At 39.2% G+C, this 26,163-nt stretch carries 18 protein-coding genes; 10 read left to right on the top strand and 8 right to left on the bottom strand.

Translation table 11 applies throughout. The features are described from left to right. The first annotated feature begins 56 nt into the window (after positions 1 to 56). The 3 genes from FAX86_RS04055 (at position 57) to FAX86_RS04045 (ending at position 3,338) form a co-directional block, all read left to right on the top strand. Positions 57 to 1,742, top strand: coding sequence for an ExeA family protein (locus FAX86_RS04055; protein ID WP_144392048.1), 1,686 nt, complete (start codon positions 57 to 59; stop codon positions 1,740 to 1,742). Between the two features lie 18 nt (positions 1,743 to 1,760). Next, complete coding sequence (locus tag FAX86_RS04050; RefSeq protein WP_144392047.1) at positions 1,761 to 2,609, top strand: general secretion pathway protein GspB; 849 nt, start codon at positions 1,761 to 1,763, stop codon at positions 2,607 to 2,609. Positions 2,610 to 2,801: 192 nt separating this feature from the next. Next, positions 2,802 to 3,338, top strand: a complete 537-nt coding sequence (locus FAX86_RS04045; protein WP_144392046.1) for an SRPBCC family protein — start codon at positions 2,802 to 2,804, stop codon at positions 3,336 to 3,338. A gap of 14 nt (positions 3,339 to 3,352) precedes the next feature. Here the strand turns inward: FAX86_RS04045 and FAX86_RS04040 are convergent, their stop codons facing one another. The 4 genes from FAX86_RS04040 to moeA all read right to left on the bottom strand — a co-directional run bounded on the left by FAX86_RS04040 (position 3,353) and on the right by moeA (position 9,837). Further along, positions 3,353 to 5,623 carry a sensor domain-containing protein gene (locus FAX86_RS04040; RefSeq protein ID WP_144392045.1) on the bottom strand — a complete coding sequence of 757 codons (2,271 nt, stop codon included), beginning with the start codon at positions 5,621 to 5,623 and terminating at the stop codon, positions 3,353 to 3,355. A gap of 174 nt (positions 5,624 to 5,797) precedes the next feature. Then, positions 5,798 to 7,231, bottom strand: a complete 1,434-nt coding sequence (rsmF, locus tag FAX86_RS04035) for a 16S rRNA (cytosine(1407)-C(5))-methyltransferase RsmF (protein WP_144392044.1) — start codon at positions 7,229 to 7,231, stop codon at positions 5,798 to 5,800. A gap of 17 nt (positions 7,232 to 7,248) precedes the next feature. Beyond that, positions 7,249 to 8,481, bottom strand: a complete 1,233-nt coding sequence (locus FAX86_RS04030) for a hypothetical protein (RefSeq protein WP_144392043.1) — start codon at positions 8,479 to 8,481, stop codon at positions 7,249 to 7,251. 102 nt (positions 8,482 to 8,583) lie between these two features. Further along, positions 8,584 to 9,837, bottom strand: a complete 1,254-nt coding sequence (gene moeA, locus FAX86_RS04025; protein WP_144392042.1) for a molybdopterin molybdotransferase MoeA — start codon at positions 9,835 to 9,837, stop codon at positions 8,584 to 8,586. A 228-nt stretch (positions 9,838 to 10,065) separates the two neighbouring features. Here moeA and can point away from each other — a divergent pair, with 228 nt between their 5' ends. From can to FAX86_RS04000, 5 genes are all read left to right on the top strand, one after another. Continuing rightward, positions 10,066 to 10,749, top strand: coding sequence for a carbonate dehydratase (gene can, locus FAX86_RS04020; RefSeq protein ID WP_425467768.1), 684 nt, complete (start codon positions 10,066 to 10,068; stop codon positions 10,747 to 10,749). A gap of 194 nt (positions 10,750 to 10,943) precedes the next feature. Next, complete coding sequence (locus FAX86_RS04015) at positions 10,944 to 12,278, top strand: dicarboxylate/amino acid:cation symporter (protein WP_144392041.1); 1,335 nt, start codon at positions 10,944 to 10,946, stop codon at positions 12,276 to 12,278. Positions 12,279 to 12,668: 390 nt separating this feature from the next. Further along, the gene (locus FAX86_RS04010) at positions 12,669 to 15,539 is read left to right on the top strand and encodes an insulinase family protein (protein ID WP_144392040.1); all 2,871 of its coding nucleotides are present in this window, start codon (positions 12,669 to 12,671) and stop codon (positions 15,537 to 15,539) included. Positions 15,540 to 15,627: 88 nt separating this feature from the next. Further along, positions 15,628 to 16,734, top strand: coding sequence for a phosphatidate phosphatase App1 family protein (locus tag FAX86_RS04005; protein WP_144392039.1), 1,107 nt, complete (start codon positions 15,628 to 15,630; stop codon positions 16,732 to 16,734). 41 nt (positions 16,735 to 16,775) lie between these two features. After that, positions 16,776 to 17,315: a PepSY-associated TM helix domain-containing protein gene (locus FAX86_RS04000; protein WP_144392038.1), complete on the top strand. Its 540-nt coding sequence runs from the start codon at positions 16,776 to 16,778 to the stop codon at positions 17,313 to 17,315. 3 nt (positions 17,316 to 17,318) lie between these two features. On the opposite strand, the gene FAX86_RS03995 is transcribed toward FAX86_RS04000, so the two are convergent. Then, on the bottom strand, positions 17,319 to 17,696 hold the full coding sequence (locus FAX86_RS03995) for a PilZ domain-containing protein (RefSeq protein ID WP_144392037.1): 378 nt from the start codon (positions 17,694 to 17,696) through the stop codon (positions 17,319 to 17,321). Positions 17,697 to 17,699: 3 nt separating this feature from the next. After that, entirely contained in the window at positions 17,700 to 19,007 is a 1,308-nt protein-coding gene (locus tag FAX86_RS03990) for a cyclic di-GMP phosphodiesterase (RefSeq protein WP_144392036.1), read from the bottom strand. A 270-nt stretch (positions 19,008 to 19,277) separates the two neighbouring features. Between FAX86_RS03990 and FAX86_RS03985 the strand changes: the two genes are divergently transcribed. After that, positions 19,278 to 20,777, top strand: coding sequence for a SulP family inorganic anion transporter (locus FAX86_RS03985; protein WP_144392035.1), 1,500 nt, complete (start codon positions 19,278 to 19,280; stop codon positions 20,775 to 20,777). Next, positions 20,777 to 21,640: a universal stress protein gene (locus FAX86_RS03980; RefSeq protein ID WP_144392034.1), complete on the top strand. Its 864-nt coding sequence runs from the start codon at positions 20,777 to 20,779 to the stop codon at positions 21,638 to 21,640. Before FAX86_RS03985 ends, FAX86_RS03980 begins: the two co-directional genes overlap by 1 nt. A 73-nt stretch (positions 21,641 to 21,713) precedes the next feature. Here FAX86_RS03980 and FAX86_RS03975 read toward each other — a convergent pair whose 3' ends face one another. Beyond that, complete coding sequence (locus FAX86_RS03975) at positions 21,714 to 23,852, bottom strand: TonB-dependent receptor plug domain-containing protein (protein WP_144392033.1); 2,139 nt, start codon at positions 23,850 to 23,852, stop codon at positions 21,714 to 21,716. 105 nt (positions 23,853 to 23,957) lie between these two features. Further along, positions 23,958 to 26,075: a TonB-dependent receptor plug domain-containing protein gene (locus FAX86_RS03970; RefSeq protein ID WP_144392032.1), complete on the bottom strand. Its 2,118-nt coding sequence runs from the start codon at positions 26,073 to 26,075 to the stop codon at positions 23,958 to 23,960. Positions 26,076 to 26,163: the final 88 nt, after the last annotated feature.

Here is a 26,163-nt window from a genome sequence, read left to right as displayed (position 1 = left end):
TTTCAATTGTGCTGTGCTTGCATAAGATAGGCGCGTAGATAAATACGGACGGATCAATGTACGAAAAATTCTTTGGGTTAAAGGCGCGTCCTTTTTCTATTGCTCCAGACCCTCGATTCTTATTCATGAGTCAGCGCCACAAAGAGGCTTTGGCACACTTAGCTTATGGCATTCGGCACGGCGCTGGCTTCGTATTGCTGACTGGTGAAGTTGGGACGGGCAAAACAACCATTTGCCGACAAGTATTGAGAAAGCTGCCGGAAAACACTCGATTAGCCTTTATCCTTAATCCAATGCTCAACGCGATGGAGTTACTGGCTACTTTGTGTGATGAGCTGGGAGTGGATTATGATGCAAGTGAGTATTCACTAAAACAGCTAACGGATAACTTGACTCAATTTTTGCTGCAGTGCTACCAAGACGAAATCAACGTCGTCTTAATGATCGATGAAGCGCAAAATTTAGCTCCCGAAGTACTCGAACAAATTCGCTTGTTAACTAACCTCGAGACGGATCAACGCAAACTATTGCAAATAATTTTGGTGGGGCAACCCGAGCTACAGTCACTATTAGCGAAACAGGAGCTTAGGCAGCTTTCGCAGCGTGTCACCGCTCGCTATCACCTTAGACCGTTAAACGAGGAAGAAACGCAATCATACATTCATCATCGACTCCGAATCGCTGGAACTCAGAGAGCTTTGTTTAGTAAACAAGCGATTAAGTCGGCGTTTCGCAATTCTGACGGTATTCCCAGGCTCATTAATAATATTTGCGATAGAGCAATGATGGCGGCTTTCGCCGAAGAAAAAAACACCGTGGCCGAGAAACATGTCAAAGTGGCTGCGGCCGAGTCGTTACCGCCTGACCGTGATGTTGTCTCGGCAACACCATGGTTTCGCTCTAAATTAGCGATGAGCGCGAGCTTTTTTATTGTTTTAGCTGCAGGCTATTGGGTTGGTCAAATTTCAGGTGGTGAGCCTCCCAAAACCACTGAGCCACAAGCGCAGTCTAAGCCTGTTATTGAAACGAAACAAACACTAGCCAGTGAAATATCTTCGGACAGTAAGTCAGATAAAGCGCCAGAAGCAGAAAAAGAGCCAGCAGAACAACTTAATTTAAGTGATCGTAACGCTTTATTTGCATCATTAGTTGGCGACTCGAAATTTGATGAATTTGGTTATGTTTCACAAGCTCAGTTAGCCGATCGTTGGCAGTTACCCTACGATCGCTTACGCGATGGTGATTTTTGTCGCTATGTTGCTGATTACCGATTGAAATGTGAATCGGGATCTTCCAGCTGGTTTGAGCTTAAAGAACTTAACCGTCCCGTGAATTTATTATTGGAAAACAATGATGGAGACCAAAGTTGGTTAACCTTACATGCGATTGAAAGCGATCAAGCAGAAATTGAGTCGAGCCTTGGACGGCGGTGGGTCAAACTTGATTGGATATTATCTTTATGGAATCGCGAGTATTTGATGCTTTGGCAAGCTCCTCCGGGATATTCAAAACCGATCTCTTTTGGCGATAGAGGCGATGGTGTAAAGTGGTTAGCTCAGCGCATGGCATTTGTATTTAGTGACGAAAGCCTTAAGAACAGTCAGGTTTTTGATAAGACAATGAAAGACTTACTCGTCGACTTTCAAACTCGTCATGGGCTAAAAGCCGATGGTATCGCTGGTATGAATACATTGATTCAATTGAACTCATCAACAACCAAAGATATTCCAAAACTAAAATAGCAACGAAGGCAACAAAAGATGTCCATTTTGTTAAACGCACTGAATAAGGCAAAACAAAGCGATGATGAGTCTGGTGAGATCGAATCTTTAATCGACTCTCCGATTGATGAGTCTCAACAAAGCGAGGGAACTTCAGTTAGTAAACTGCATGGACTTTTAATTGTTTTATTAGCAATAATTGTCATTTTGTTGGGAAGCATAGTGTATTTACTTATAGATAATCGTTCTGTTTCAGAAAGTAATCAAAATTCAGCTCAAAATATTGATAGAATAATTCAGCCACAAACAGAACAAGTCCCGTCATCTAATAATCCGATAGAACAAAATGCAACGAATAATCTAAATGCTGATGAGTTGAATAACTCATCTCAAGCAAATAGCAATGAGTTTGCTGAATTAACTGAAAGCCCAAAAGGAAGCTCCAAATCTATAAATTCAGAACACTCAGATACAGGCTCATCTGTATCTGAAGAGCGAGAGTACTTCGAAGCTTACAAACCTGAAAGACAGGAAAGAAAAACTCAGCCTAAAACAGCTCGTACAGAACAATCTGAAGCCAAAACTTCAGACTCTTCTAATCATCCTAGTCCCAAATCTATCGAGCCTCGAGATGTATCTTCTGAACTTAATACCAACCTGCCTATCAAGACCGTCGAGCAACTAACTCGTGTTGAACTTATGATGATTGATGAAATAAAAGTTGGAGCACATGTGTACTCCGAAGACTCGGAGCAGCGATTTATTTTTGTTTCTGGTGAGTTGACTCAAGAGGGCGACAAAATCATTAATAGTTGGAAGCTAGAGGCGATAGAGCCAGAAACCATTATCGTAAATAATGGAATCCTGCGCGTTCGATTAAAACCTTAACTTTAATAAGATAACTTTTTGACGCCTATCTTTTTCTCTTTCAGTAAATATTATAAAAATATCTTCATTCTAATCTAATTACTATTGTTGAGTTGAAAAGTAAGCTTTGACGCAGGCTTAGTTTATTCGTTATCTTTACCCAATAATTAATATATCCTTTTCACCGTAAACCAAAATAACAAGGTGACTTTTATGAAAGCGCTTAAAATTCTAACCATTACTCTAATTGCACTGGTTGTAGGTATTATTGTTGTTGGCTTGGCATTGTCTTCGACTTATAACGTATCAAGAAGTATTGTTATTGAAGCATCTCCGGCCGAAGTTTTTTCTAATGTAGCCAATTTTAAGCAATGGAAACACTGGGGTGTCTGGTTTCAGCGTGATCCAGATATGATACTGACTTACTCGGGAGAGCCTGCTTCTATTGGACATAAATCGGTCTGGAAAAGTGATACCCAAGGAAACGGAGAAATGAAGCTCACAGCAATTGAAAAAAATAAGGCGCTTGAATATGACCTCTATTTTCCGGATATTGAAATGAGCTCGAAGGGTTCGATGGTTATTTCTAGCGTTGATAATGGAACGAAAGTTACTTGGGCTGATTCTGGCGACGTTGGATATGACATTGTTGGACGTTACTTTATTTTATTTATTGAAGATATGTTGGGGCCAGATTTTGAACAAGGGCTGAAAAACCTAAAAGAGCGAGTAGAAGCATCTAAAAACTAATAAACGAGTTAGTTTTAAGAAACTTGCTGTCGGAGCGGTGAAAAGTCGATGATTTTTTCTGCGGGAAGAGGCTTACTAAAATAATACCCTTGAATTTCATCGCAGCCATACTCAATTAGATAATCGAGCTGCTCTTTGGTTTCTACACCTTCGGCAATTACGGTGAGTCCTAAATGCTTTGCTAAATGAATTACCGTCTGAATTATAGAGCGGTCTGCGTTGTTTGATGTAATGTTATCAACAAAAGATTTATCGATTTTCAATTTATCTAAAGAGAATGACTTTAGATATGAAAGTGAAGAATATCCTGTACCAAAGTCATCGATAGACAATTTGATATTTTGCTGGTGCAATTGATTTAAAATGCCAATGGAATTATCGACATCATGCATTAGCACGCCTTCTGTGATTTCGAGTTCTAAATTTTGCGGTGGTAAATTATTTTTACTGAGTGCAGTTTCTAAAGTGTGCAAAAAGTTGTGATGCAGAAATTGTAAGGGCGATATATTTACTGCGCAAACAATATCTGAGATACCTTGATCAAGCCACTGACGAGTTTGGCGGCAAGCTTCATCGATTATCCATTCTCCGATTTCAATGATTAATCCACTTTGTTCCGCGACTGGAATAAATTCTGCGGGAGAAATTAGACCTTTATCTGGATGTTCCCAACGCAATAGAGCTTCAACGCCTTTTAATTTTCCGGTAGTACTTTCTACTTTGGGCTGATAGAGCAGATAGAATTGATGTTTGTTTTGAGCGACTCGTAAATCAACTTCCATATCAAGCCATTGACGTTCTTTCTCTGCCATTGAGATATCAAACTCCAAACATTGGTTGCCACCCGAACGACGAGCAATTGTGTAGGCATTGTCTGCGTTTGGGACTAATTTCGAAATGTTATCACTATGAAGTGGATAGTAAGCGGCCCCAAAAGTAAGATGAAGATAAAAATGACCGTGCGTATTAGCAATGAACTTAAGCATTGAGCTTTGTATGTCATCAACAATTTTTTGCGTCCATGCCCGTATATTACTGTCTTGTTTTCTCTCTTGTATCAGTAACACGAATTTTGCACCAGTAAATCGATAGAGTCGAAATATGGGGGCGTTTTCTGGAAGTATATGAACACATTCAAATATACGATCTCTTATTGAAAGTATAATTTGGTCGCCAACTTTAAATCCGTGTGATGCTGTTACTTGGCTAAAACGATCGATCCCAATAACAACCGTTGCGATTGGATAATTAGGATATTCCGCTGCCCACTCATCAAGGTCGGTTTCCATTTTTCTACGATTAGGTAACTCAGTTAAAGGATCATTAAACGCGAGATAGGCGAGTTCTTTTTCAGCTTTTCTTCGATGGGTAATATCTTCAAGGTACAAGGTAAATGTAGAGAAATTATCTTGTTTATGCAGTGAAGCTAAAAAATATTTTTCATCTATGTTCATTTGCCATGTTTTATAGTTCTTATTTTCTTTATCCAGTTCAAAAATAATCTTCTCAAACTCAGCAAATGAAATAGCATGGTCTATTTTATGTTCCAATTCTTTCCAGGCTGGGTTTTTGTAATCAATATCGCCATTAGGATATATACTCGCTACAGGATTGGGATTTTGCTCTAAAAATAGGGCCAGTCGTTTCTTTTCTTTTGCTTCTTTTAGCTGAGTTCGAATTTGTACTCCTCCAAAGAGCATAAAAGATACGATAACAACTGAGAAGCCAAGTACAAATGTTGACATGTTATTTAATGTTTGTGAGCTCTTTTTCTGGCTAATTGCGACTTGATGTTTTATATCGTTAGATAGCTCAACAAGAAAAGAGCGAGCTTCATTGCCAATGGAGGTCATTTTTTTTAATAACCTTCGAGCAGTATCATATTTCTGAGGGTAGGGTTGCTCTAACATTGTTATTCGCAGTTTGTCGGCGATATCCTTGAATTGAATATGAGCATGACTTATTTTAATAATCGTCTCTTCAGGTAAACCATGATTCTCAATGTTGTTTAGGTTTTGGTTAAACTTGGAATAGTTAGCTTTCAGGTTTTGACTGTAATCTTGTAAATTTTCAGCAGAGTAAAATTCATAGAGTATTCTCTCGTGCTCCGTAAATGATTGCCCTAATTCGTAGACACTTTGTAGCAACGGCACGTGCATTTGGAGAAGTTCTTTATTATTTGAGTCTACTTTCTCACTTTGCCTGAAAATAAGAAACGACAAAGTCGCTCCCATAAGGGCAACAAATATAAATACAGTAATGAGATTAAAGCCAGACTTATTCATTCACCGGTTATCAAATTTCGATTTAAAATCAATCAGTTTGATAAAGTATAGTGTTTTTAGTTCAAGTTGCTAACCGGAAGAACATTTGCGCCAAAGAGAAGTGTTTTTGCGGTCTCCATAGGCGCTGTATTAGCGAGAATTTTGGGGTGAATGTAGGTGATAATCTTATATATATCAGCTAGTTAAGGTATATGCGTTGTCTCTTACTAGCGGTCTGGGTAATCGGTTTTTTATTCGATTATTAACAACTTTGCCGAAACCGAGAGGTATTGACCGGTAAGTTAGCAAACATTCGCCCTTATCAGGTAATTGTTGTACTGAAATATCTTTCCCTTGCGAGTAGTCTTTTGCCTGACAGGAGTTGAGCTCAACCAATTGTTTACTGAACTCATGACCATAAACGATAGCAAAATCATGCAACGATTTAATGGTGTTTTTATGCAGTTCGGCGACTTTGAAACCTGCTCGCTCCACTTTAAGCGCACTAATAATTTTTGTCGCTCCTTCGGGAAAATACCAAATAACATTCTCTCGAATCCAAAGTCCATCTTTTAAACCTTGAAGTGAAAAGCCGAAGTGGTTTTGGAAATAAGATTCAATTTGTTGATAAACTTTCTTAGTCAGTTTTGAATAGGGCCAATTTTTTGGAAGTTTCTCAGACGTTGCACTCGATTGGTTCGCTCGCTTTTTTTGAAATGCAGCAACGAAAAAGCCTTCACTGTCATAAATGTGTGGAAACACATGTAAGTATCCTTCAGGAGTAACGCAGCTTTGGGCGCCTGGAAATAGCGTTTCAAGAGAAACGATAGATACAAGCTCTGGAAACTCTTGTAAGAGATAGTTACATATAAATTGATTTTCTTCTTTTGACAATGTGCACGTTGAATAAACGAGAACACCACCTTCGGCTAATGCATTAAAAGCACTAACGATCAATTTTTGTTGGACTGATGCCAGCGTTTTTAGCGCATCCAAGCTCCAATTTTGTAAAGCATCAGGATCTTTGCGAATAGTTCCTTCTCCCCCACAAGGAGTATCCAGTAAAATTGCGTCAAATTTCTCGGGAAGTTTTTCACCAAAAACAGCTGCATCATAATGTGTGAGGCAGGCATTACCAACGCCACAACGTAGAATGTTTGCGTGCAATACTTTAAGTCGACTGGATGCAAGTTCATTGGCAACCAAGGTGCACTCTGGAGCAATGTAATTAGCAATTTGCGTTGTTTTTGAACCAGGAGCTGCTGCCATATCTAACACAAAATTAGCGTTACTTAATGCTAATCGCATTGCTGTCGGTGGTAACATAGAGCTGGCTTCTTGAATATAATATAAACCTTGTAGGTGCTCGACATAATTACCCAAAGAAACGTCTTCAAGTTCTTTCGGTAGGTCAACCCAAAATCCTTCTGGGCACCAGGGAATTGATTTTAATTGCCAGCCAATGGATGACGCCCATTGTGAAAACTTATCAACAGATATCTTTTGGGTGTTAACGCGAATAGACTTTCTCAGCGGTGTTTTGCATGAATGAATAAAAGCTTCGACTTCAGATTTATCGAGTGACTGACTTAAAAGATGGTTGATGAAGTTATCTGGTATCTGGGTCATTAGACAGTGTTTTTACTTTAACAGTTAAGCCAAGATTTGGCCTTTTCTAAGTTTGCACGATAGAGCTCATCGGCTCTTATTCTAGCTCTTTCGATGTCTTCAGGTGTGAGATTGCGTTCAGCTCGCTTTAATTGCCTTTTTGCTTGCGCATAATTATGAATGTAAGTTTCGGCATTCTGGTAGCATCCTATTTTTTTTAACGCTAAATCAAATTGTGCCCACGACCAGGATTCTTCCCAGTTATCCGTTTTTTCGAGTTCTCGATGCAACGTTTGTATTGAATAAGGATCTCCGAACTCGGATGCTTTGGCGAACCAATGTTGCGGTGTTTTAAGTTTATCCTTAAAGTCATCAGGTAAATCTTTGCAGCCTTTTTTTAAACAGAAAGCCATGGACTTATAGGTCTGAGGATTTTGGTTTTGTAGTTCCAAAAATGCATTGACGCCTTGTTGAACATCTTTCGGATCGTCACTAGCCAACAGAGCTTGGCTTAATCCCATAAGTGATTTTTCATTATTATGTTTGTCATGATATTGCTTTACCAACTCAGTCGCTTCTTCTTTATCAATTTTGCCCATTTTTCCTATCAGTTGCGCCATAGGATTTTTGTTGAGTTTAAGTAATTCTTCGCGTCTCGCATCTAAGTCTAATGCTGTTGCCACTCGCATATCATTGCAAGTCTGCAGGGTACGATCGGTATAGTTAATTCTTCGTAATTGGTATTCTTGAAAAAATTGCTGCTCTTCTTCGTTAAACTCTTCGGGCAATCCCTGATTTTCCTCTTGAATTCTTTTTAAGTACGTTTGATCATACTTTAATGAAGCGCAACTGACTTCGAGTAATTCGAGTGCAATTAAATTATCAGGGTTACCTGGATCTGCGGATAAAATACTGGCTGCTCCAAGCAAGTCTCCATTTTTAATCATTGATCGAACGTTTTCGGGTAATTCAAGTTGTTTTAACACTCGATCGAGAATCCTAAAGCTATTTATCTCTAAATCATCAATATTAATGAGTTTTACTTGTTCAATCATAAGTTCTTCGACAGATTCGGTGGTCTCTGCCGTATTATTACTTGGCGACGATATTTTACTTTTTGCCTTAACTTTAGCGCTTTCATTGGATTGTGGTGAATTTTCGATTACAGCTGAGCTTTCATTACCATCATTGGGCTCATCACCTGAATTTAAGTGATAAAAATAAAAAACGAGAATTGCTATTAAACTGCTGTAAATAAAAAGTTTTTTCATTAATGGCTGTTATTTTCCAAGGGTAATACACAGTATTATAATAAACGTCTGCCTATTTAAAACAGGGTAATCACCCAAAAGACACTAAATGAACGATAAAGTTTAAATTAAATGATTAAATGGCTGTATCAGTACCGATTCTCCTTTGTCCATCGGACCTTGTTCAGGTGCAAGAACAATAAAACAATTGGCTCGACTCATGGAGGTTAGGACACCAGAGCTTTGGGGGCCTGTTGTTGTAACGAAGACTTCTCCTGCCTGATTTGTCGTAAAGTAACCTCTTTGAAAATCTTTTCGTCCGGGCTTTTTGCGAATAGGGGATTCGAGTGTTGCTCTAATCACGTGTAAAGATGTGGGTTTTTTCCCCTGCATTTTTTCAATCATAGGTGTCGCCAAGAGATAAAGCGTTGCTAGAGCGGAAACTGGGTTTCCGGGTAAGCCAATAAAGTGCGCGCGATTCAGTTTGCCATAAGCAAATGGTTTTCCTGGTTTAACGGCTACTTTCCATAGTTCCAAGCGTCCCATCGATTCAATGATCGATTTTAAGTAATCGGCTTCACCCACTGAAACCCCGCCGGATGTGATGATGATATCTGACCATTTATCAGCTTCCATGAGGGCGTGTTCAATTGCTTTGGGCTCGTCGGGAAGATTGCCAACATCTCGCATTTCGACCCCTAATTTTTTTAGTAAAGATAAAACGGTATAGCGATTGCTATCGTAAATTTGGCCCGGCCGCAGAGGGATGCCTTGCTGAACCAGCTCGTCACCCGTTGAAAATACAGCAACTCGAAGAGGGCGAATAACAGGAACCGATTGCATACCCAGCGAAGCCAATAACCCAATATCGGCAGCGCCTAAAGATTGACCTTTGGGTAATACTTTGTCTTCCTTTTTTATGTCATTGCCTGCTATTCGGATATTGTCTCCAACAGTTGGAGTTGAGTGAAAGACGATGCTTTCTCCGAGTTTAGCGGTACCTGATTGTGATGTGTTTTCCTGCATAATGACACAATCGGAGCCTTCTGGAATAACAGCGCCGGTCATAATTCGAACACATTCTCCCTCAGTTACAGCTTTGTTGTAAGGGGAGCCAGCAAAAGCTTTGCCTACCATTTTTAATGTTTTTGAGTTATTCAGGCTGCTTGCTTTTAGTGCGTATCCATCCATTGCAGAATTAGCAAAACTTGGCACATCAATTGGTGAAAGTATCGATTCTGAGAGAACTCGTCCGAGAGAGTCTAGTAAAGGAACACTTTCGGTGTCTCTAATTGGTACGACCTTTTGCAGCAAGGTTGTCAAAGCTTCTTCAAATGAAATCAGATTGGCGTGAGAGCAGTTATCAAGAGACGACATTAAAAATCAACCATTTAGATAAATCTCGGATGAGTTTAGCAAAAATTTTATTTCCATATCATTGTTTGTAATGGAGAAATTTCCTGAATAGAGTCTACAATCGTTCCAGGTAAACTATTGCTTTACGTTTCGATGAGCGGCAAACTACTCGCCCTGTAAATGAACTGATTCTATTGTTCCGTCTCAATTGTGGATTATTAAAGTTTGGACGGTGAGGTAAGGGCTATCGTGTCGCTAGATAATCTTTTAAAAAATAATACAGATTGGGCAGAAAAGATGGTCGCTGAAGATGAAAATTTTTTCAAGCGATTATCAAAGCAGCAAAAGCCAGAATATTTATGGATTGGCTGTTCCGACAGTCGTGTTCCTGCCAATCAGATTGTTGGGCTTGCCCCCGGAGAACTATTCGTTCACCGAAATATTGCGAATGTTGTTGTTCATACTGACTTCAACTGTATGTCTGTTGTGCAATTCGCGGTGGAAGTTTTGAAAGTAAAACACATTATTATATGCGGACATTACGGTTGCGGCGGTGTGCGCGCAGCATTAGGCGATAATGAGGTTGGACTGGTCGATAGTTGGCTTAGAAATATTCGAGATATATATTTCAACAATGAGAAGAAGTTAGAGAACTTATCTGAGCGAGAAAAAGTCAACCGCTTATGCGAATTAAACGTTGTGACACAAGTATTTAATGTCGCCAAAACCAAAATGGCTCAGCATGCATGGGATCGTGGTCAAGAGTTATCGATTCATGGCTGGATATATGACATTGAAGATGGCTTGATTAAAGACTTGGACGTCACGCAGCGCAATCGCCAAAATCTTCACAAAATCTATCATATTTTCGAAACCACGTCTTCGACCCGACCCGATATTCCCTTCAGCCCCGTTGAGTTTAATAAAAAGTAATTGAGACGATGGCCTGCTTATAAGGTTTGTAAGCAGGTATATTCCACTATTCCTACTCTGAGATTTGTCTGTTCAAAAATAGAGCGTTAAGTTAACTGTTAGTAAATCAATTCGGTAAATTTGAGATAGATCAAATCTGTTTTTGGTTAATTGTCTAAGATTATATTTTACTATTAGATAACAGCAAAAAATCGATGTTTAATTTTCGCGGCCATAACCAGTCCTCGTTGTTTTCGTCAAAAGCTCTGTTAGATCGACTGGGCTTTTTGTTACGAGCAAAACTTTGGGCTCAAATACTCGTTGGCATGTTCCTCGGTATATTTATCGGGCTTCTATTGTCCCCATCCGGTGGCGCTCTAATAAATGAAACGCATGCATTACTGGCTTCTGAATGGTTAGCTCTGCCTGGTCGTATATTTTTGGCAATGATTCAAATGATTGTTGTTCCTTTAGTGATTGCTTCGATTGTGTTAGGAATTACCAGCAGTGGCGACGGTGAGTTTGTAAAGAAAGCGGGATATAGAATTGCTCCTTATTTTGTCAGTACGACAATTGTTGCTGTCCTGATTGGTTTTGGTGTTGCTGTTCTCATTGAACCGGGAGCCTTTTTGAATCAGGAGCTCATTCGGAAAACTTTGTCTGATGAGGGCGTAAATCTTGCGTTGGCTTCTTCTCAAACCCTGGATGCGGTATCGGTTCCTCAGAGAATCGTTGAGTTAATACCTTCAAATCCAACGCAAACGATTGCTGATAGGGCGATGTTTCAAATTGTTATTTTAGCGATCATTATGGCTTTAGCTGTCTTGGCAATTCCACGTGATAAAAGCCGGCCGGTACTTGAGCTTTTGTCATCTCTACAAGAAATTGCAATGAAAGTCGTTGCCTGGGCTATGTTGTTAGCTCCGTTTGCTGTATTTGGTTTGATGGCCGAAATTAGTATTAAAGTCGGCGTGGATGCTATTTTGGGGATGGGGGTTTACATCGCGACTGTATTATCAGGATTAATTTTGTTACTGATTTTTTATTTGCTGATGGCGTTTTTCGTTTCACAAAAGCGACCTTTGGAATTTTTGAGCGCCATAAGAGAGGCTCAGTTACTGGCCTTTTCTACCTCAAGTTCGGCAGCCGTTATGCCTCTGTCTATCAAAACTGCCCAAGATAATTTAAAGGTCGATCCTCAAGTGGCTAAGATTATTATTCCTTTAGGAGCGACGATTAATATGGATGGTACTGCTTTATACCAAGTGGTTGCTGCTGTATTTCTAACTCAAGTGTTTGGTATTGACCTTTCTGGCACTCAATTTTTCTTATTGGTTGTCACTACCGTTGGGGCATCGATAGGAGCACCTAGTACACCCGGTGTCGGAATTGTTGTTTTAGCTTCCATACTCACTTCTATCGGAGTCCCGGCAACAGGTATTGCATTAATTATTGGCGTCGACCGAATTCTTGATATGTGTCGAACTACCTTAAACGTAACGGGGGATTTAACAGCGTGCGTTGTAATGCATCGTTGGCTAGGCAACTAATCCGAATAAGCGCTTTTTGTAACCCTATTAGTGGACTCTAATTTTCATTATCGGATAGCGAGTGCGACACGTTCGTAAACACAATATTGATGGGTGTCCATTCAGCAACACGTTAATTATCTTTGTATTTTTTTATTCTTCGGTTTTTTAGTGCTGCATGTCGGCTTTGATGATTAAACTGTAAACTTCACTTAGTATAAGATCCGACCAGTTTGTGTTGGTTGATTTATAGTCAGTTCGGTTAATATTACCGGTAAAAATAAGACTCTCGTTACAAAAAGAAACAAATCGGGATTCATCTAAGGGGAATTCTACTCGTATAATACCAGCCTATTACTACGACTTTGCTCAAGTAGCGAAGAAAGAATTAACACAAAGAGTGGACCGACTATGAAACATCTGATTAGCAAAATGTTATCTGCCGCGATGGTCATTTCTGCAGGGACTGCGCTACCTGTCGAAGTTGATGCTGGCGTTTCTAAAAAGCCTGTTATTGTAAGCCCAAGTGATGAAAGAAGTTACGAAGCTTTAAAACTAGAGAATGGTATTACAGTTTTGTTGGTATCTGATCCAACGGTTGATAAATCTGCTGCGGCATTGAGTGTTGGCGTAGGTTTATTGCATGACCCCATGACTCAGCAAGGTATGGCTCATTATTTAGAGCATATGCTCTTTTTAGGTACCGAGCGATTCCCCGATCCTAAAAGCTATAATGAATTTATGACGAAGAATGGTGGTTCTTCAAATGCATATACCTGGTTAGACATAACTAACTACATGTTTCAGGTGAATAACGGTGCATACGAAGAAGCTCTCGATCGATTTTCTGATTTCTTTAAATCTCCAAAATTATATCCCGAATACACTGACAAAGAGAAAAATGCAGTAAATGCAGAATGGTCGATGCGACGTGAAATGGATTTTTTCGGTATTTTCAAACTTAATCGTTCAATGATGGGTGATCACCCTGCCAATCGTTTTTTAATTGGTAACCTTGAAACATTAAGTGATAAAGAAAACGCGAAGTTACATCCTAAGACGGTAGAGTTTTACAATAATTATTATTCTGCCAATATCATGAAAGTTGCTTTGGTCAGCAACTTGCCAATTAAAGACATGAAAGAATTGGCAACCAAATATTTTTCAACAATCAAAAACAAAAAAATCGATAAGCCAAGCGTTAATGATAAAATTGATTTTGAGCAACTGGCTGGAAAGCGAATTCACTATGTGCCAAATGAAGATGTGAAGCGTCTCGTACTTGATTTTACCATTGAAAATAATATGGATGATTTTCGAGTCAAACCGAATTCCTACCTCGGTTATTTGATTGGAAGTGAAATGCCAGGAACACCATCTTATGCATTAAAAAAAGAAGGTTTAATTTCAAGTCTAAATGCAGGTGCATCGCCTAATCAGTATGGTAATTATGGTCAGTTTTCAATTAGCATTGATTTAACTGATAAAGGAATGAAGAAGCGAGAAGAGATCACTCACTTAGTTATGTCATACATTGACAAAATTAAAAAAGAAGGTGTCGATTCTAAATACTTTAAAGAAATTCAAACTTCGCTCAACAATCAATTCCGATTTTTAGAAAAAGGTAATGCTTTTGGGTATGTTTCCCAGCTTGCAGGTCAAATGCAAAACTATCCAGTGCATGAAGTCATTAGTGCGCCCTATACTTACCAAGCGTTCAACTCTAAAGCAATTCAACAAGTATTGAATCAAATGACAGCGGAACGTTTGCGTATTTGGTACATCAGTAAAGAAGAGCCATCAGATAAGAGCATGCATTTTTACGATGGTAAATACAAAATTACCGATATTCCAGAAGCTGAAATTAAGTCATGGAATAAGAAGCCCCAATTTGCTTTATCGTTACCCAAAGTAAATACACTTTTACCAGAGTCGTTTAATATTAAGACTGCAAATTTGGATCTTGAAAAACCGACGATTGCTCATGACAAGAATGGTATTAAAGTATGGCAGTACCCTTCTCAAAAATTTAAAAATCAACCGAAAGGTGTTTTGAGAATTTACATCAACAATCCATCGCGTCAAAAGGATATCGAGTCTCAAGTTCTACTTTCGCTCTGGACTGATATGTATAGCTTACAGCAAAGTGCATTAGCGACAGAAGCATCAATTGCTGGAATGAATATGAACTTGAGAAATGCAAATGGATTAGAATTAATTATTAGTGGATTTACGGATAAGCAACCTGAGCTTCTTAAGAAAAGTTTAAAAGCGTTGACATTTGACATTGATGCTACGAGTTTTTCTCAAGCGGTAGACCGTTATGTTAGAAACTTATCTAATCAAGAAAAGCAATTTCCTATCTATCAACTGTCTGGAAAAATGAACTCTTTGATTACGAGTTATGGCGCGAGGAATGATGACTTGATTGCTGCTGCTAAAAAACTAAAGCCGCAAGACTTGTCGGTGTTTATGGAAAATGTAATGGCGAATAACAACATTCGTACATTTGCGTTCGGTAATTACAATAAAAGAGACATACAGTACGTTGTTAAGCAAATTGAAGGGGTTTTACCTGAGCATCGAAAAGTTGTTGAATATACTCGCACTAAATTTTGGCAGCCTCAAAAAGGTGATGTTTTGACAATGAAAGAAGATCTAGAAGTAGCTGACGTTGCTGTACTCGATCTTCATGTTCATCCTGAGCCGAGTCTTAAGCAAGAAGCGCGTGCGCGAGTTTTAAGTGGTCACTTAAGTACCAATACTTTCAGAACTCTGAGAACCGAAGAGCAGTTGGCGTATGCTGTTGCTGGATTGACACGTCAAATTAAAGACTTTACTGCTGTGGGATTTGCGATTCAAACACCGGTTAAGAGTGTGGAAGAGATGCAAGCTCGTTTCGACTCATTCAAAACAGAGTATCAAGAAATATTAGGTAAGCTTAAGGAAGATGAGTTTGCTAAACTCAAGCAAAGTGTATTAATTTCTCTGAAAGAAGAACCTAAGAACTTATCTGAAGAACAATCTCCAATGGTTAGTGATTGGTATGAAGAGAATTGGAAGTTCGATACACGAGAAAAACTTATCGCTGAAGTTGAAAAGGTGACTCTAGACGATATTAAGGCCTTTTATAAAGAAACAATTGGAAATCCAGAGGCTGCTCGAGTATCGATTCAGTTAAGAGGTTCCAAATATAAAAATAAGCCGTTCGCTAAGGTAAAAGGAGAAACTGAAGTTAGTGATTTAGCTAAGTTCCATGACTCTGCGACTTATCAGCAGTAGAGCTTGAATTTTAAACACTAAAAGCCGGCTAAGAGCCGGCTTTTTTGTTATCATATTAAAACATTAGTACATTCAGGTGGCGCCTTTTATGGGGTTTATTCGAAATCTTTTGGTAGCTCTTTTAATTATCGTTACTTACTCGTCATTCGGATTTTCACTAGATCCTGAGAAAAGTGTGATTAAAGACGATGAGACAGTTATTTTTTTCAATACCGAGGGTTACTATTCAGAGCAGAATCAAACTTGGGCATTGCCGATCCATGGTTGGATTTTTGAACCAGCTGATTCTACGGCTCGCACGTTTTTTATAAAAAACGTGCTTGAAATTAAATACAATTTAAAAGCTTCAGAAATTCATGAAGAAAATTTAACTGAGCGATTAACGTTTTTAATGGCTGATAATGAGCGGGGGAAGTCAATTTCCATTAATCTGTGTGGTAAAATATTCGAGCTCTCAGAGTCGAAAGAAAATGGACATTTTAAGCAGCTTATTCATTTAGACCGTAAATATGTGAATGAATGTGAAAATAGCTCTAAAATTGAGTATTTTGCAATCGCGCAAGATCATCGTGTTTTGGGAGGTGAGACCAGGTTACTCGAAAATTCTGGGTTTTCTATCATTTCAGATATTGATGACACAATTAAACAAACTCAAGTTACCGAGCGGAAGGAGCTCATTAAAAATACGTTTTTTGAAGATTTCGATATTATTGAAGGAATGAATAGTGTTTATCGATGGTTTGCAGATGAGGGTGTTGCTCTCCATTTTGTTTCTTCAAGTCCGTGGCAGCTTTATCCTGCACTGTCAAATATGACAGCAGAGTTTGGATTTCCTTGGGCAACATTTTCTTTGAAAAGTATTCGGTTCCGTGATTCGTCGATAATGAATTTGTTTAAGCCGGGTACAGAAACTAAGCCAGCGCAAATCGCAAACATACTCAGTAAATATCCTAAGCGGAAGTTTATTCTTATTGGGGACAGTGGGGAAAAAGATCCAGAAGTCTATGGCGAGATGATGCGCAAGTATCCAGAACAAGTTGTTGCTTCTGCTATAAGAAATATAGGTGGTGACTCAATTGACAATAGCAGGCTTTTGTCTGCTTTTGATGGAGTCAGCACTGATCGTTATTTACTGTTTGAACAGCCGAGTCAATTGAAAGCTTGGTTTTCAAAAATTAAAAAGACAACTAATTAAATAATTTCAGTTACAAGTAAGCTATATAGGTTTGAATAATTATGAATAGAAAAACATTAATTAATCTTCATCTAATCTCCGCATCATTTTTTGCTCCTGTATTAGTAATAATAGGTCTTTCTGGCGGATTATATCTTTTAGATATAAAAGGAGAAAATGTCGAGACGATTGTTTATAGTGGCGACAATTTTAATATCGATTTTTCTGCCGATGATCGAAATAAAGAAACTGAGAGGGTATTAAAGGCTGCAGGAATTGAACACTCTTTTGATTACACTCGTGGGAATAGTGATCTCACAATTACTCGACCTACTTCGCAAACTCACTTTATGCTTGAATTAAAGAACAGTGAGTTGGTAATAACTAAAAGAGAGCCTAGTTTAATCCGTAGTTTGATTGAACTGCACAAAGGACATGGTCCAACAGAGTTTAAGTGGTTCCAAAAGTTTGTTTCGCTAGCTCTACTTTTCATTTTAATTAGTGGATTATTTTTAGGATTAACATCTCCAATGCTCAGAAACAAAACAATCGTTATATCTGGTGCGGGAGTGGTTTCTGTCATTATTTTAGCCATGTTATAAAAATTAAGGGAGTGGCCAGCGAGATTCGAGATCTTCAGATTGCCTCAGATACTCTTCTATTGATTTAAGTTTTGCAATAGTTGGTTGCTCCATTTCTTCAATTTTGAACTCCAAGCCATACTGGTTACCTGTTTCCATTTCATGTCGATAGCGAATAGTCGCTGGAATATTCATAATTTCGACCGGTGATTCATTATCTAGGGTAAATGACACAAAGCAAATATTTGTCTCTGGCAGTCGAATATGAGAGTAAACGGCCATCCCTGAATTATTAAAGTTAACCGAGATCATTTCATATGCAACATCATCAATAATGATCGTGCTATTCGAAAACTGATCTGAACATAATAGCCTGGGAAATTTCCGCTTCTCATTTTGCATAGGTTAAGTCTCCTGATCGAGCTTTAAGTTTTTATGTAGAAAGTCTCCAATGTCGATACCATAAGTACCGTTCGGTATTTCTTTTGCAATGTTATATAAATTTCCGTCACAATCTTTTGGGCGTTGTTCGAGTTGAATAATCGTTTTTTGAACCGTTTTTTTATCTGACCGTCTTAAAAGTAAAACTCTAGGTCTGAGTTTATGTTCCAGACTCGATGAAATAACAATGCCTATTTCTCCATTGGACATTTCAACAATTGAGCCTGGCGGATACACTCCTATAAACCTGACAAACTCCAAAGCAAGTTGTTCATTAAATTGAAGGTTTCGATTTTTATAAATAATATCAAGCGCATTCATTGAGGAACGTGCACTGTCGTAAATTCTGCTACTGGTTATGGCATCGTAAGCATCTGCAATACTAATAAGTTGCGCATAATAGGGTATTTTCGATGGTTCTAAGCCAATAGGGTATCCATTACCATCCATTCTCTCATGGTGACAGTAAGCGACATCAATAACGTTCATATCATGATCGGGCACTGACATTAATAAATCACGACCAAAAGTTGTATGAAGTTTCATTATTTCCATTTCTTCGTCAGTGAAACGTCCCGGCTTATTTAGGATTTCGTCAGGAATCTTTGCCTTTCCAACATCGTGTAACATTCCACACAAGCCGATGTTTTCAATGTGTTTTTCGTCTAGTCCTAAAAATTTTGCAAAAGCGATCGACAAAATACAGACATTAATTGAATGTTCGGCAGTGTAATCGTCTTTATTTTTAATTCGAGTTAACCAGATTAGCGCGTTGTGATTTCTAAATATCGAGTCAATGACGTCATTAACAACTTCTCGGCATTCATCCATATCAATGTTTCGATTTAAGCGGACACCGTCAATGATACTTTGTACTGCTGATTTGGCATATTTAAAACATAATCTGGCTTGAGAAAATTCTTGTTCAACAGTACAGGTATTTGTATAAGACTTTCTGTGTTTTAGATCGGGAATTTCTGGTACTTTAAGGGGAGGAAGTGTCGGAGTGACATCAAGAGTGCTTTTTCTCGCACTCAGTCCCATTTGAGCAATACGCCTTTCGCCCTCTGTTGCTTTGGTTGCGAAAGTTCTTGTTTCAACATAAACGTAGCGGCATTGTTTGGCTAAAGCGTCGATATCTTCCTGCGAGGTAATTAAAAAACCTTGTAAAAGAAAACTGGTTTCTTCCCAAGGTTTATCTAATCGGCAAACGTACATGCCAACTTTGAGATCGGCAATTTTTACCTTCAGCTCACTCAGTTCAACCGACATATCATACCTAGACCAGCCATTGTTAATAAATTATAGATGATTACTACTCTCTCTCCAGTTGCTAACTAATTTATCAATGTTGCGCTGCATTGCTCTTGTGAGATGTCTGCTGTAGAATTCGCCCTCCATTCAAGGCAAGTGAGCCTAAAGTTTCGAAAGAATGCCGTTGGATTCTCCATTATTGGCAAAAACAAACTACCTTTTGGATAGAGCCTATCTTTATACAGGCAAACGCATTAATTCAGGTTACAAATTACAAGTAGGGTTAATATGCTTTTAAAATCAACCAAAGCTGACTGGGTTGGAAATTTACGCGGAGACATTTTGGCTGGGCTTGTGGTGGCCCTTGCATTAATTCCGGAAGCTATCGCATTTTCCATCATTGCAGGAGTCGATCCAAAGGTCGGTTTGTACGCGTCTTTTTGTATTGCCGTCATAATTGCCTTCATTGGTGGCCGGCCAGGGATGATTTCTGCTGCGACCGGCGCTATGGCCTTATTGATGGTGACGCTGGTAAAAAATCATGGGCTTGAGTACTTGCTCGCTGCGACTTTACTTACGGGCGTACTGCAAATCATTGCTGGATATTTGAAGCTTGGCAGTCTCATGAGTTTTGTCTCTCGCTCTGTGGTGACAGGATTTGTGAATGCATTGGCGATACTGATATTTATGGCTCAATTGCCAGAGCTGACTGGTGCTAGTGTTACTTGGCACGTTTATGCAATGACGGCTGTAGGACTTGGCATTATTTATCTTTTTCCCTACATTCCCGTTATTGGCAAGATGATACCTTCTCCTTTGGTTTGTATTTTGTCATGTACCGCTTTTGCAATGATTGTTGGACTCGATATTCGAACCGTTGGTGATATGGGAGAGTTGCCCGATACTTTGCCAATATTCTTATGGCCTGACGTGCCAATGACCTTTGAAACCTTATCCATTATTTTTCCTTATTCTGCAGCACTTGCTGTTGTGGGTTTGCTCGAATCTTTGATGACTGCGACGATTGTGGACGATTTAACGGATACGCCAAGTGATAAGAATCGGGAGTGTAAAGGTCAGGGCATTGCCAATATTGGTGCTGGCCTTCTAGGTGGTATGGCTGGGTGTGCCATGATTGGTCAATCGGTTATTAACGTAAAATCCGGAGGCCGAGGGCGCTTGTCTACTTTGATTGCGGGTAGTGTATTATTAATTCTCGTTGTCTTTTTAAATGATTGGGTGGCTCAAATTCCAATGGCAGCACTTGTTGCAGTAATGATCATGGTTTCAATTGGTACATTCGACTGGCGTTCCATTCGAAATCTGAAAGATCATCCTCTGTCAACTAATATCGTGATGATTTCAACGGTTGTCGTTGTTGTTTATACCCATAATTTAGCTTATGGTGTCTTCGTCGGTGTCTTGCTTGCGGCGTTGTTTTTTGCGAACAAAGTTAGTCATTTTATGTATTTTGAAAAGTTACTTGATGAAGATTCTAGTACGCGCACATACAAAGTTCATGGACAAGTATTTTTTAATTCTTCGAGTAAGTTTATCGAACAATTTAACTTTAAAGAGGCTGTGTCTAAAGTTATTATTGATTTAAGTCGAGCACACTTCTGGGATATTTCGGCGGTTTATGCGCTGGATATGGCGGTTGTTAAATTCAGGCGCGAAGGTGCAGAAGTTCAAGTCATTGGATTGAATGAAGCGAGTGAAACTATTGTTGACCGATTTGGCGTTCACGATAAGCCTGAAGAACTTGAGCGTGTTTTGGGAGGACATTAATGAAAGAACAAAAACAATATATTTTGTCGTGCATCGATGGTTCGAAATACAGCGAGGCTGTTTGTGATTATTCATCCTGGATCGCGAATAAGGTAGATGCACCGCTAACATTTCTGCATACGATTGAACATACCAAAGTGCCTGCAGTCGCAGACCTAACAGGGGCTATTGGATTAGGCGCATCCGAAGATTTACTCAATGAACTAACCGAAGTTGAGCAAAACCGTTCTCGCTTACTCATTGAAAAAGGCAACATCATGCTAAAGGCAGCCAAGAAAAAGGCTGTAGAGAGTGGTGTTAGTCATGTTGAAATTAGACAACGGCATGGTGCGCTTGCTGAATCGTTAGTTGAGCTTGAAGATGAAATAAGAGTACTCGTTGTTGGTATTCGAGGTGAGCAACATGAAGGTGATGAGTCGGGAGTCGGTACTCAGTTAGAAACAACGATTCGTTCACTTCATAAGCCAATATTAGTCGTTAATAAAAGTTTTTCGACTCCCCAAAAAATTATGTTAGCTTACAACGGTAGCAGTGCATCTAGAAAAGCGTTGTCGATGGTCGGTACCAGTCCGGCCTTTAAAGATGCAATATGTCATTTGGTTTATGTTGGAGATGCCGATCAATCAATTGATACTCTATTGGATGAAGCTAAAAAAGAATTAGAAAATAGTGATATTGAAGTAACGACTGTTAAGCTCGAAGGAGAAATTGATGAGGCGTTAGCTAAGTATCAATTAGAGCAAGACATTGATCTTACTGTAATGGGCGCATTTAGTCATAGTCGAGTTAGAGGTTTTCTTTTAGGTAGCTTCACCGAAAAAATGCTGGAAAAAACGAAGCGTCCTTTATTGCTTTTACGCTAGTTCACAACGATTAATCATAATAAAAATGGCGCGAAAACTCGCGCCATTTTTGTTTCGTTGTTTTGTTAAAGTTTTATAATTTAAAAGCGAACCCTGCTTGTACGTAGGTTCCTAATGTTTGAACTCCATTTTCATTATTCCAAACAGCCGGTACAAAGTTTTCTTCATCAAATATATTTCGAATGCCCAGTTGCAATGTCCATTTTTTAGAGGGAGACCAATCGAGAGTAACATCGGTTGCAAAGTAATCGTCAAGATCATTTGGTGCTGGAACATTGTTAGAGATAGGTCCTTCTTTCGCGTCTTGATGAATACGATTCGTGACAAACAAGTCCAGGTTTTCTTCTTCAAAACGATAACCAAAGTTCAAATTAAATATTTTTTCTGGAAATGCAGCATAATCAACGTTTCCTGTCGCAGAGATTGATTCACTGCTCACAAAAGATGCGCTTAGATCCCAGCGCCAATTGCCGGAGCTTCCTCGATAAGTTATTTCTAATCCATCAGATTCATTTTCACCAACGTTGTTATACTCTGCAGTAAAGTCAGGATCGGTGGTTGGTGTTAAAATGATTCCATTGGTCCATTCACTTTCAAAATAAGTGACGTTAAGTTTCCAGCTGTCGGACTGATACATGTAAACCAGTTCGGTGGTTTCAATAACTTCAGGTTCTAAGTCGGGATTTCCTTTAAAACCACCGGCACCCAGTAATTCTGTAACGATAGGAGCTCGGAAAGCTTCACCGTACAATAGTTTCAATGCTTGTTTTTCTGTAGGCAAAAATATAACGCCGAATCGCGGGGAAGTTTGATTTCCAAAATCAGAGTATTTATCGTACCGACCACCGTAGACTATTTGAAGACGATCATCGATTAATTTAGTTTTAGCCGAAACAACTAAGCCTTTAACGTCACGATCAAATCCCGCAATAATATCTGGAGCAACGAAAATTATGGTCCGGTCTGTTCCACTAGCGGTAAGATAAGTTTGGCTTTTTGACACTTCATTCTTTTTATAATCAATACCAACAGCCCATTGAGTATTTAATGGATTTGTTGGTTGCTTAACTAGAACGCTTACACCAGACACTTCCTCAACACCAACAGAAAGAGAACCTGCTCCACCAAAACCTGGTAAAAGCGAAGTATCTGTAAATTGTTCTACTCGACTTTCCCATAGATAAGCTTTACCTTCCAATGTAATTTCGTTGTCGAAATTAGCTTCGAAATCACCTTTGAGAGCGACCAGTCTATCTTTACCATCGGTAATGTCGGTGTTTAAGAAAATACTGCCGAAGGGGCTTTGGCTTTGTCCACCACTAACACTTTCAATTGAGTCATGTGATTTTAAGTAGATGCCATAATTTGTTTTGAAAGTATCGCTTATTGGAACGCTAATTTTGAATACACCCATGTAAGCATCATATGCGTTAGCACGACTTGATGTTTGAACGGTTGTCGTTCCAGGAACTGTATAAGAATAGGGGATATCTTGATCAGACTGATCAATCGTTGTTATTGAAGCATTTATCGCTATATCGCCCAGTATTGATGTATGGTTGGCGTTGCCTTCCACAAACCCTTCGCTGGAAGCTTGTAACCAAAAATCAGTGTTATTTTCTTTTGATTGATAAGTTTTCATGGAGATTACCCCATGGAAAGCGTCTGAACCATAGAGCGCTGAGCCCGGTCCACGAATCATTTCTATTCGATCCAAGCTAGAAACCGTAAAGCCACGAATATCGTACAAGGCTGAACCTGTTCTTAAATTGTTCATCGGTATGCCATCAAGCACTGTCGCGATACCTCGGACGGATAAGTTTGATGCATAACCGCGAATAGCTACTGCAGAGCCACCCCAAGGCACTGGGTAAATCATTGTACTTGGTAGGTGACCGATAGCATCGCTCACACTTTCGGCACCATAGTCGCGCCACTGGCTTTTTAGAATTGCTTCAACCGTAGAGCCGGACTCCAATTCTGTTTCTTTAAAATTGGAAGCGACGGTTACCTCGATGTTTAAGAGATCCTCCAGAGAAATATCACCGATACCTTCGTCTTCAGAAGCGAAGCTACAAGTACTTCCAAGAATGCATAATAGACAAGCTGTAGATAGTTTTGAGAGACGGAATGTCTTTGAGTTTACGGGTTCAGAATTATTACGAAATAATGTTTCTTCTTGGCTGACGTTCATCGGAATTTTTCCTTTCATTTAGAGGTTCTTATTCTCTAAAATATAGTCAACTCTTTGATTTTAGCTAATAATTAGCCTAAATCTATTGAGGGGTATCTCTTTGTGAGAATTTTTTTTTGCGAATTATAAGCGTATAGATAACCCTGCTTGAAAATAAGTGCCCAGAGTTCGAATTCCATTTTCATTGTTCCAAACTGCGGGTAAGTAATTTTCTTTATCGAAAATATTGCGAATACCGACCTGAATTGACCATTGATTGGAAACCTTCCACTCGAGCGTGACGTCAGTATTGTAAAAATTCTTTAAGGGTCTTGGGTTTGGGACATTATCTGAAATTGGTCCTTCTTTGGCGTCTTGATGTATTCGATTTGTGACATATAAATCGAGATTTTGTTTTTCAAACGTATACCCAAAATTAATATTGAAAATATTCTCTGGAAAGGCGACATAGTCGATATTCCCAGTCGCTGTAATGGCTTTGCTATTCACCATTGATGCACTGAGGTCCCAACGCCAGTTCTCTAAACTTCCACGATAAGTGACTTCTACACCGTTCGATTCATTTTCACCAACGTTGTTATACTCAGCAGTAAAGTCAGGGTCGGTGGTTGGTGTTAAAATGATGCCATTGGTCCATTCACTTTCAAAATAGGTCAGGTTAAGCTTCCAGCTATCAGACTGGAACATATAAACTAGCTCTGTGGTTTCAATGACTTCGGGTTCTAAACCCGGATTTCCCTTAAACCCTCCAGCACCTAGCAATTCGCTTGATATTGGTGCTCGAAAAGCTTCACCGTATAATAATTTGAGTGCTGACTTTTCAGTGGGCAAATAGATTATTCCAAAACGAGGTGAAGTTTGGTTTCCGAAGTTTGAATAAGTGTCATACCGACCTCCGTAAACTATTTGAATACGATCATCCACCAACTTTGTTTTTGCTGAGACCACTAAGCCTGTCACGTCACGATCGAACCCAGTTTGGGGAGGAGGAACAGCAAAAACAATTGTGCGATCTTCGCCGCTTTCGGTCAGAAAATTTTGGCTTTTATCAAATTTATTTTTTTTGTAATCAATGCCAATGGCCCATTGAGTCTTCAAGGGGTTGGTTGGTTGTTTTACAAGAAAGCTGACGCCTGAGACTTCTTCTTTTCCAAGACCTAGAGAACCACGACCATCAAATCCGGGCAGTAGAGAAGTATCTGTATACTGTTTGACACTACTCTTCCATAAGTAGGCTTTTCCCTCGAATGTTATTTCATTTGCAAAGTTAACTTCAAAATCACCTTTTAGGGCAATAAGTCGGTCTTTGCCATCGGTGACATCAGTATCTAAAAAGATACTACCAAAAGGTGACTGACTTTGGCCACCGGAGACACTTTCAATGGAGTCATGGGATTTTACATACAAGCCGTAGTTTGTTTCAAAAGTGTTGCTAATGGGAACACTAATTTTGAAAATACCCGTATAAGCATCATATGCATTTGCTCGTGCTGAAGTTTCTACTGTGTTAGTACCCGGAATGGTATAGGAGTAAGGAATATCTTGGGCTGACTGGTCAATTGTGGTAACTGATGCATTTATCGCTACATCTCCAACTATAGATGTATGATTAACGTTGCTTTCCACGAATCCTTCACTGGAAGTGTGTATCCAAATATCCGTATTGTCTTCTTTTGATTGATAAGATTTCATCGAAATAACGCCATGGAAAGCATCTGAGCCATAGAGAGCAGAGCCAGGGCCTCGAATCATTTCTATCCGATCCAAGCTGGAAACAGAATAGCCTCGAATATCGTATAAAGCTGAACCTGTCCTCAGGTTATTCATGGGAATACCATCGAGAACAGTTGCGATTCCACGAACAGATAAATTAGACGCGAAACCTCTAATGGCTACGGCAGATCCTCCCCATGTGGTTGGATATATCATGGTGCCAGGAAGGTGACTGAGAGCATCGCTCACATTTTCTGCGCCATAGTCTTGCCATTGTGACTTTAAAATGACATCCACCGTTGAGCCTGAAATAAGTTGTGATTCCTTAAAGTTTGATGACACCGTTACTTTTATATTCAACAGCTCGTGCAGCTCTAAACTAAAAAGTTCTTCGTCTTCAAGCTGATCATCTGCCGACACTGGAAAAGTATATAAACTAATGAAAAATATGGGGAAAATGGTTTTAAAGTATTTTTTAGAAGAATATTTATTAGAGAGTATTTTAACTATTGGTGTTAGGTTAAGCATTGAATTTCTAGCAATTAGTTGCAACTGTTTAAAACTATAGCAAAGAGAGCGGATTTTGAGGTTGATCTGGTTGCTATTTATCGGTTGA

The sequence above is a fragment of the Pleionea sediminis genome, assembly GCF_007570825.1.
Classification (GTDB): domain Bacteria; phylum Pseudomonadota; class Gammaproteobacteria; order Enterobacterales; family Kangiellaceae; genus Pleionea; species Pleionea sediminis.
The sequence above is the reverse complement of the archived record's forward strand: the minus strand, read 5'-3'. Positions and strand labels throughout refer to the sequence as shown.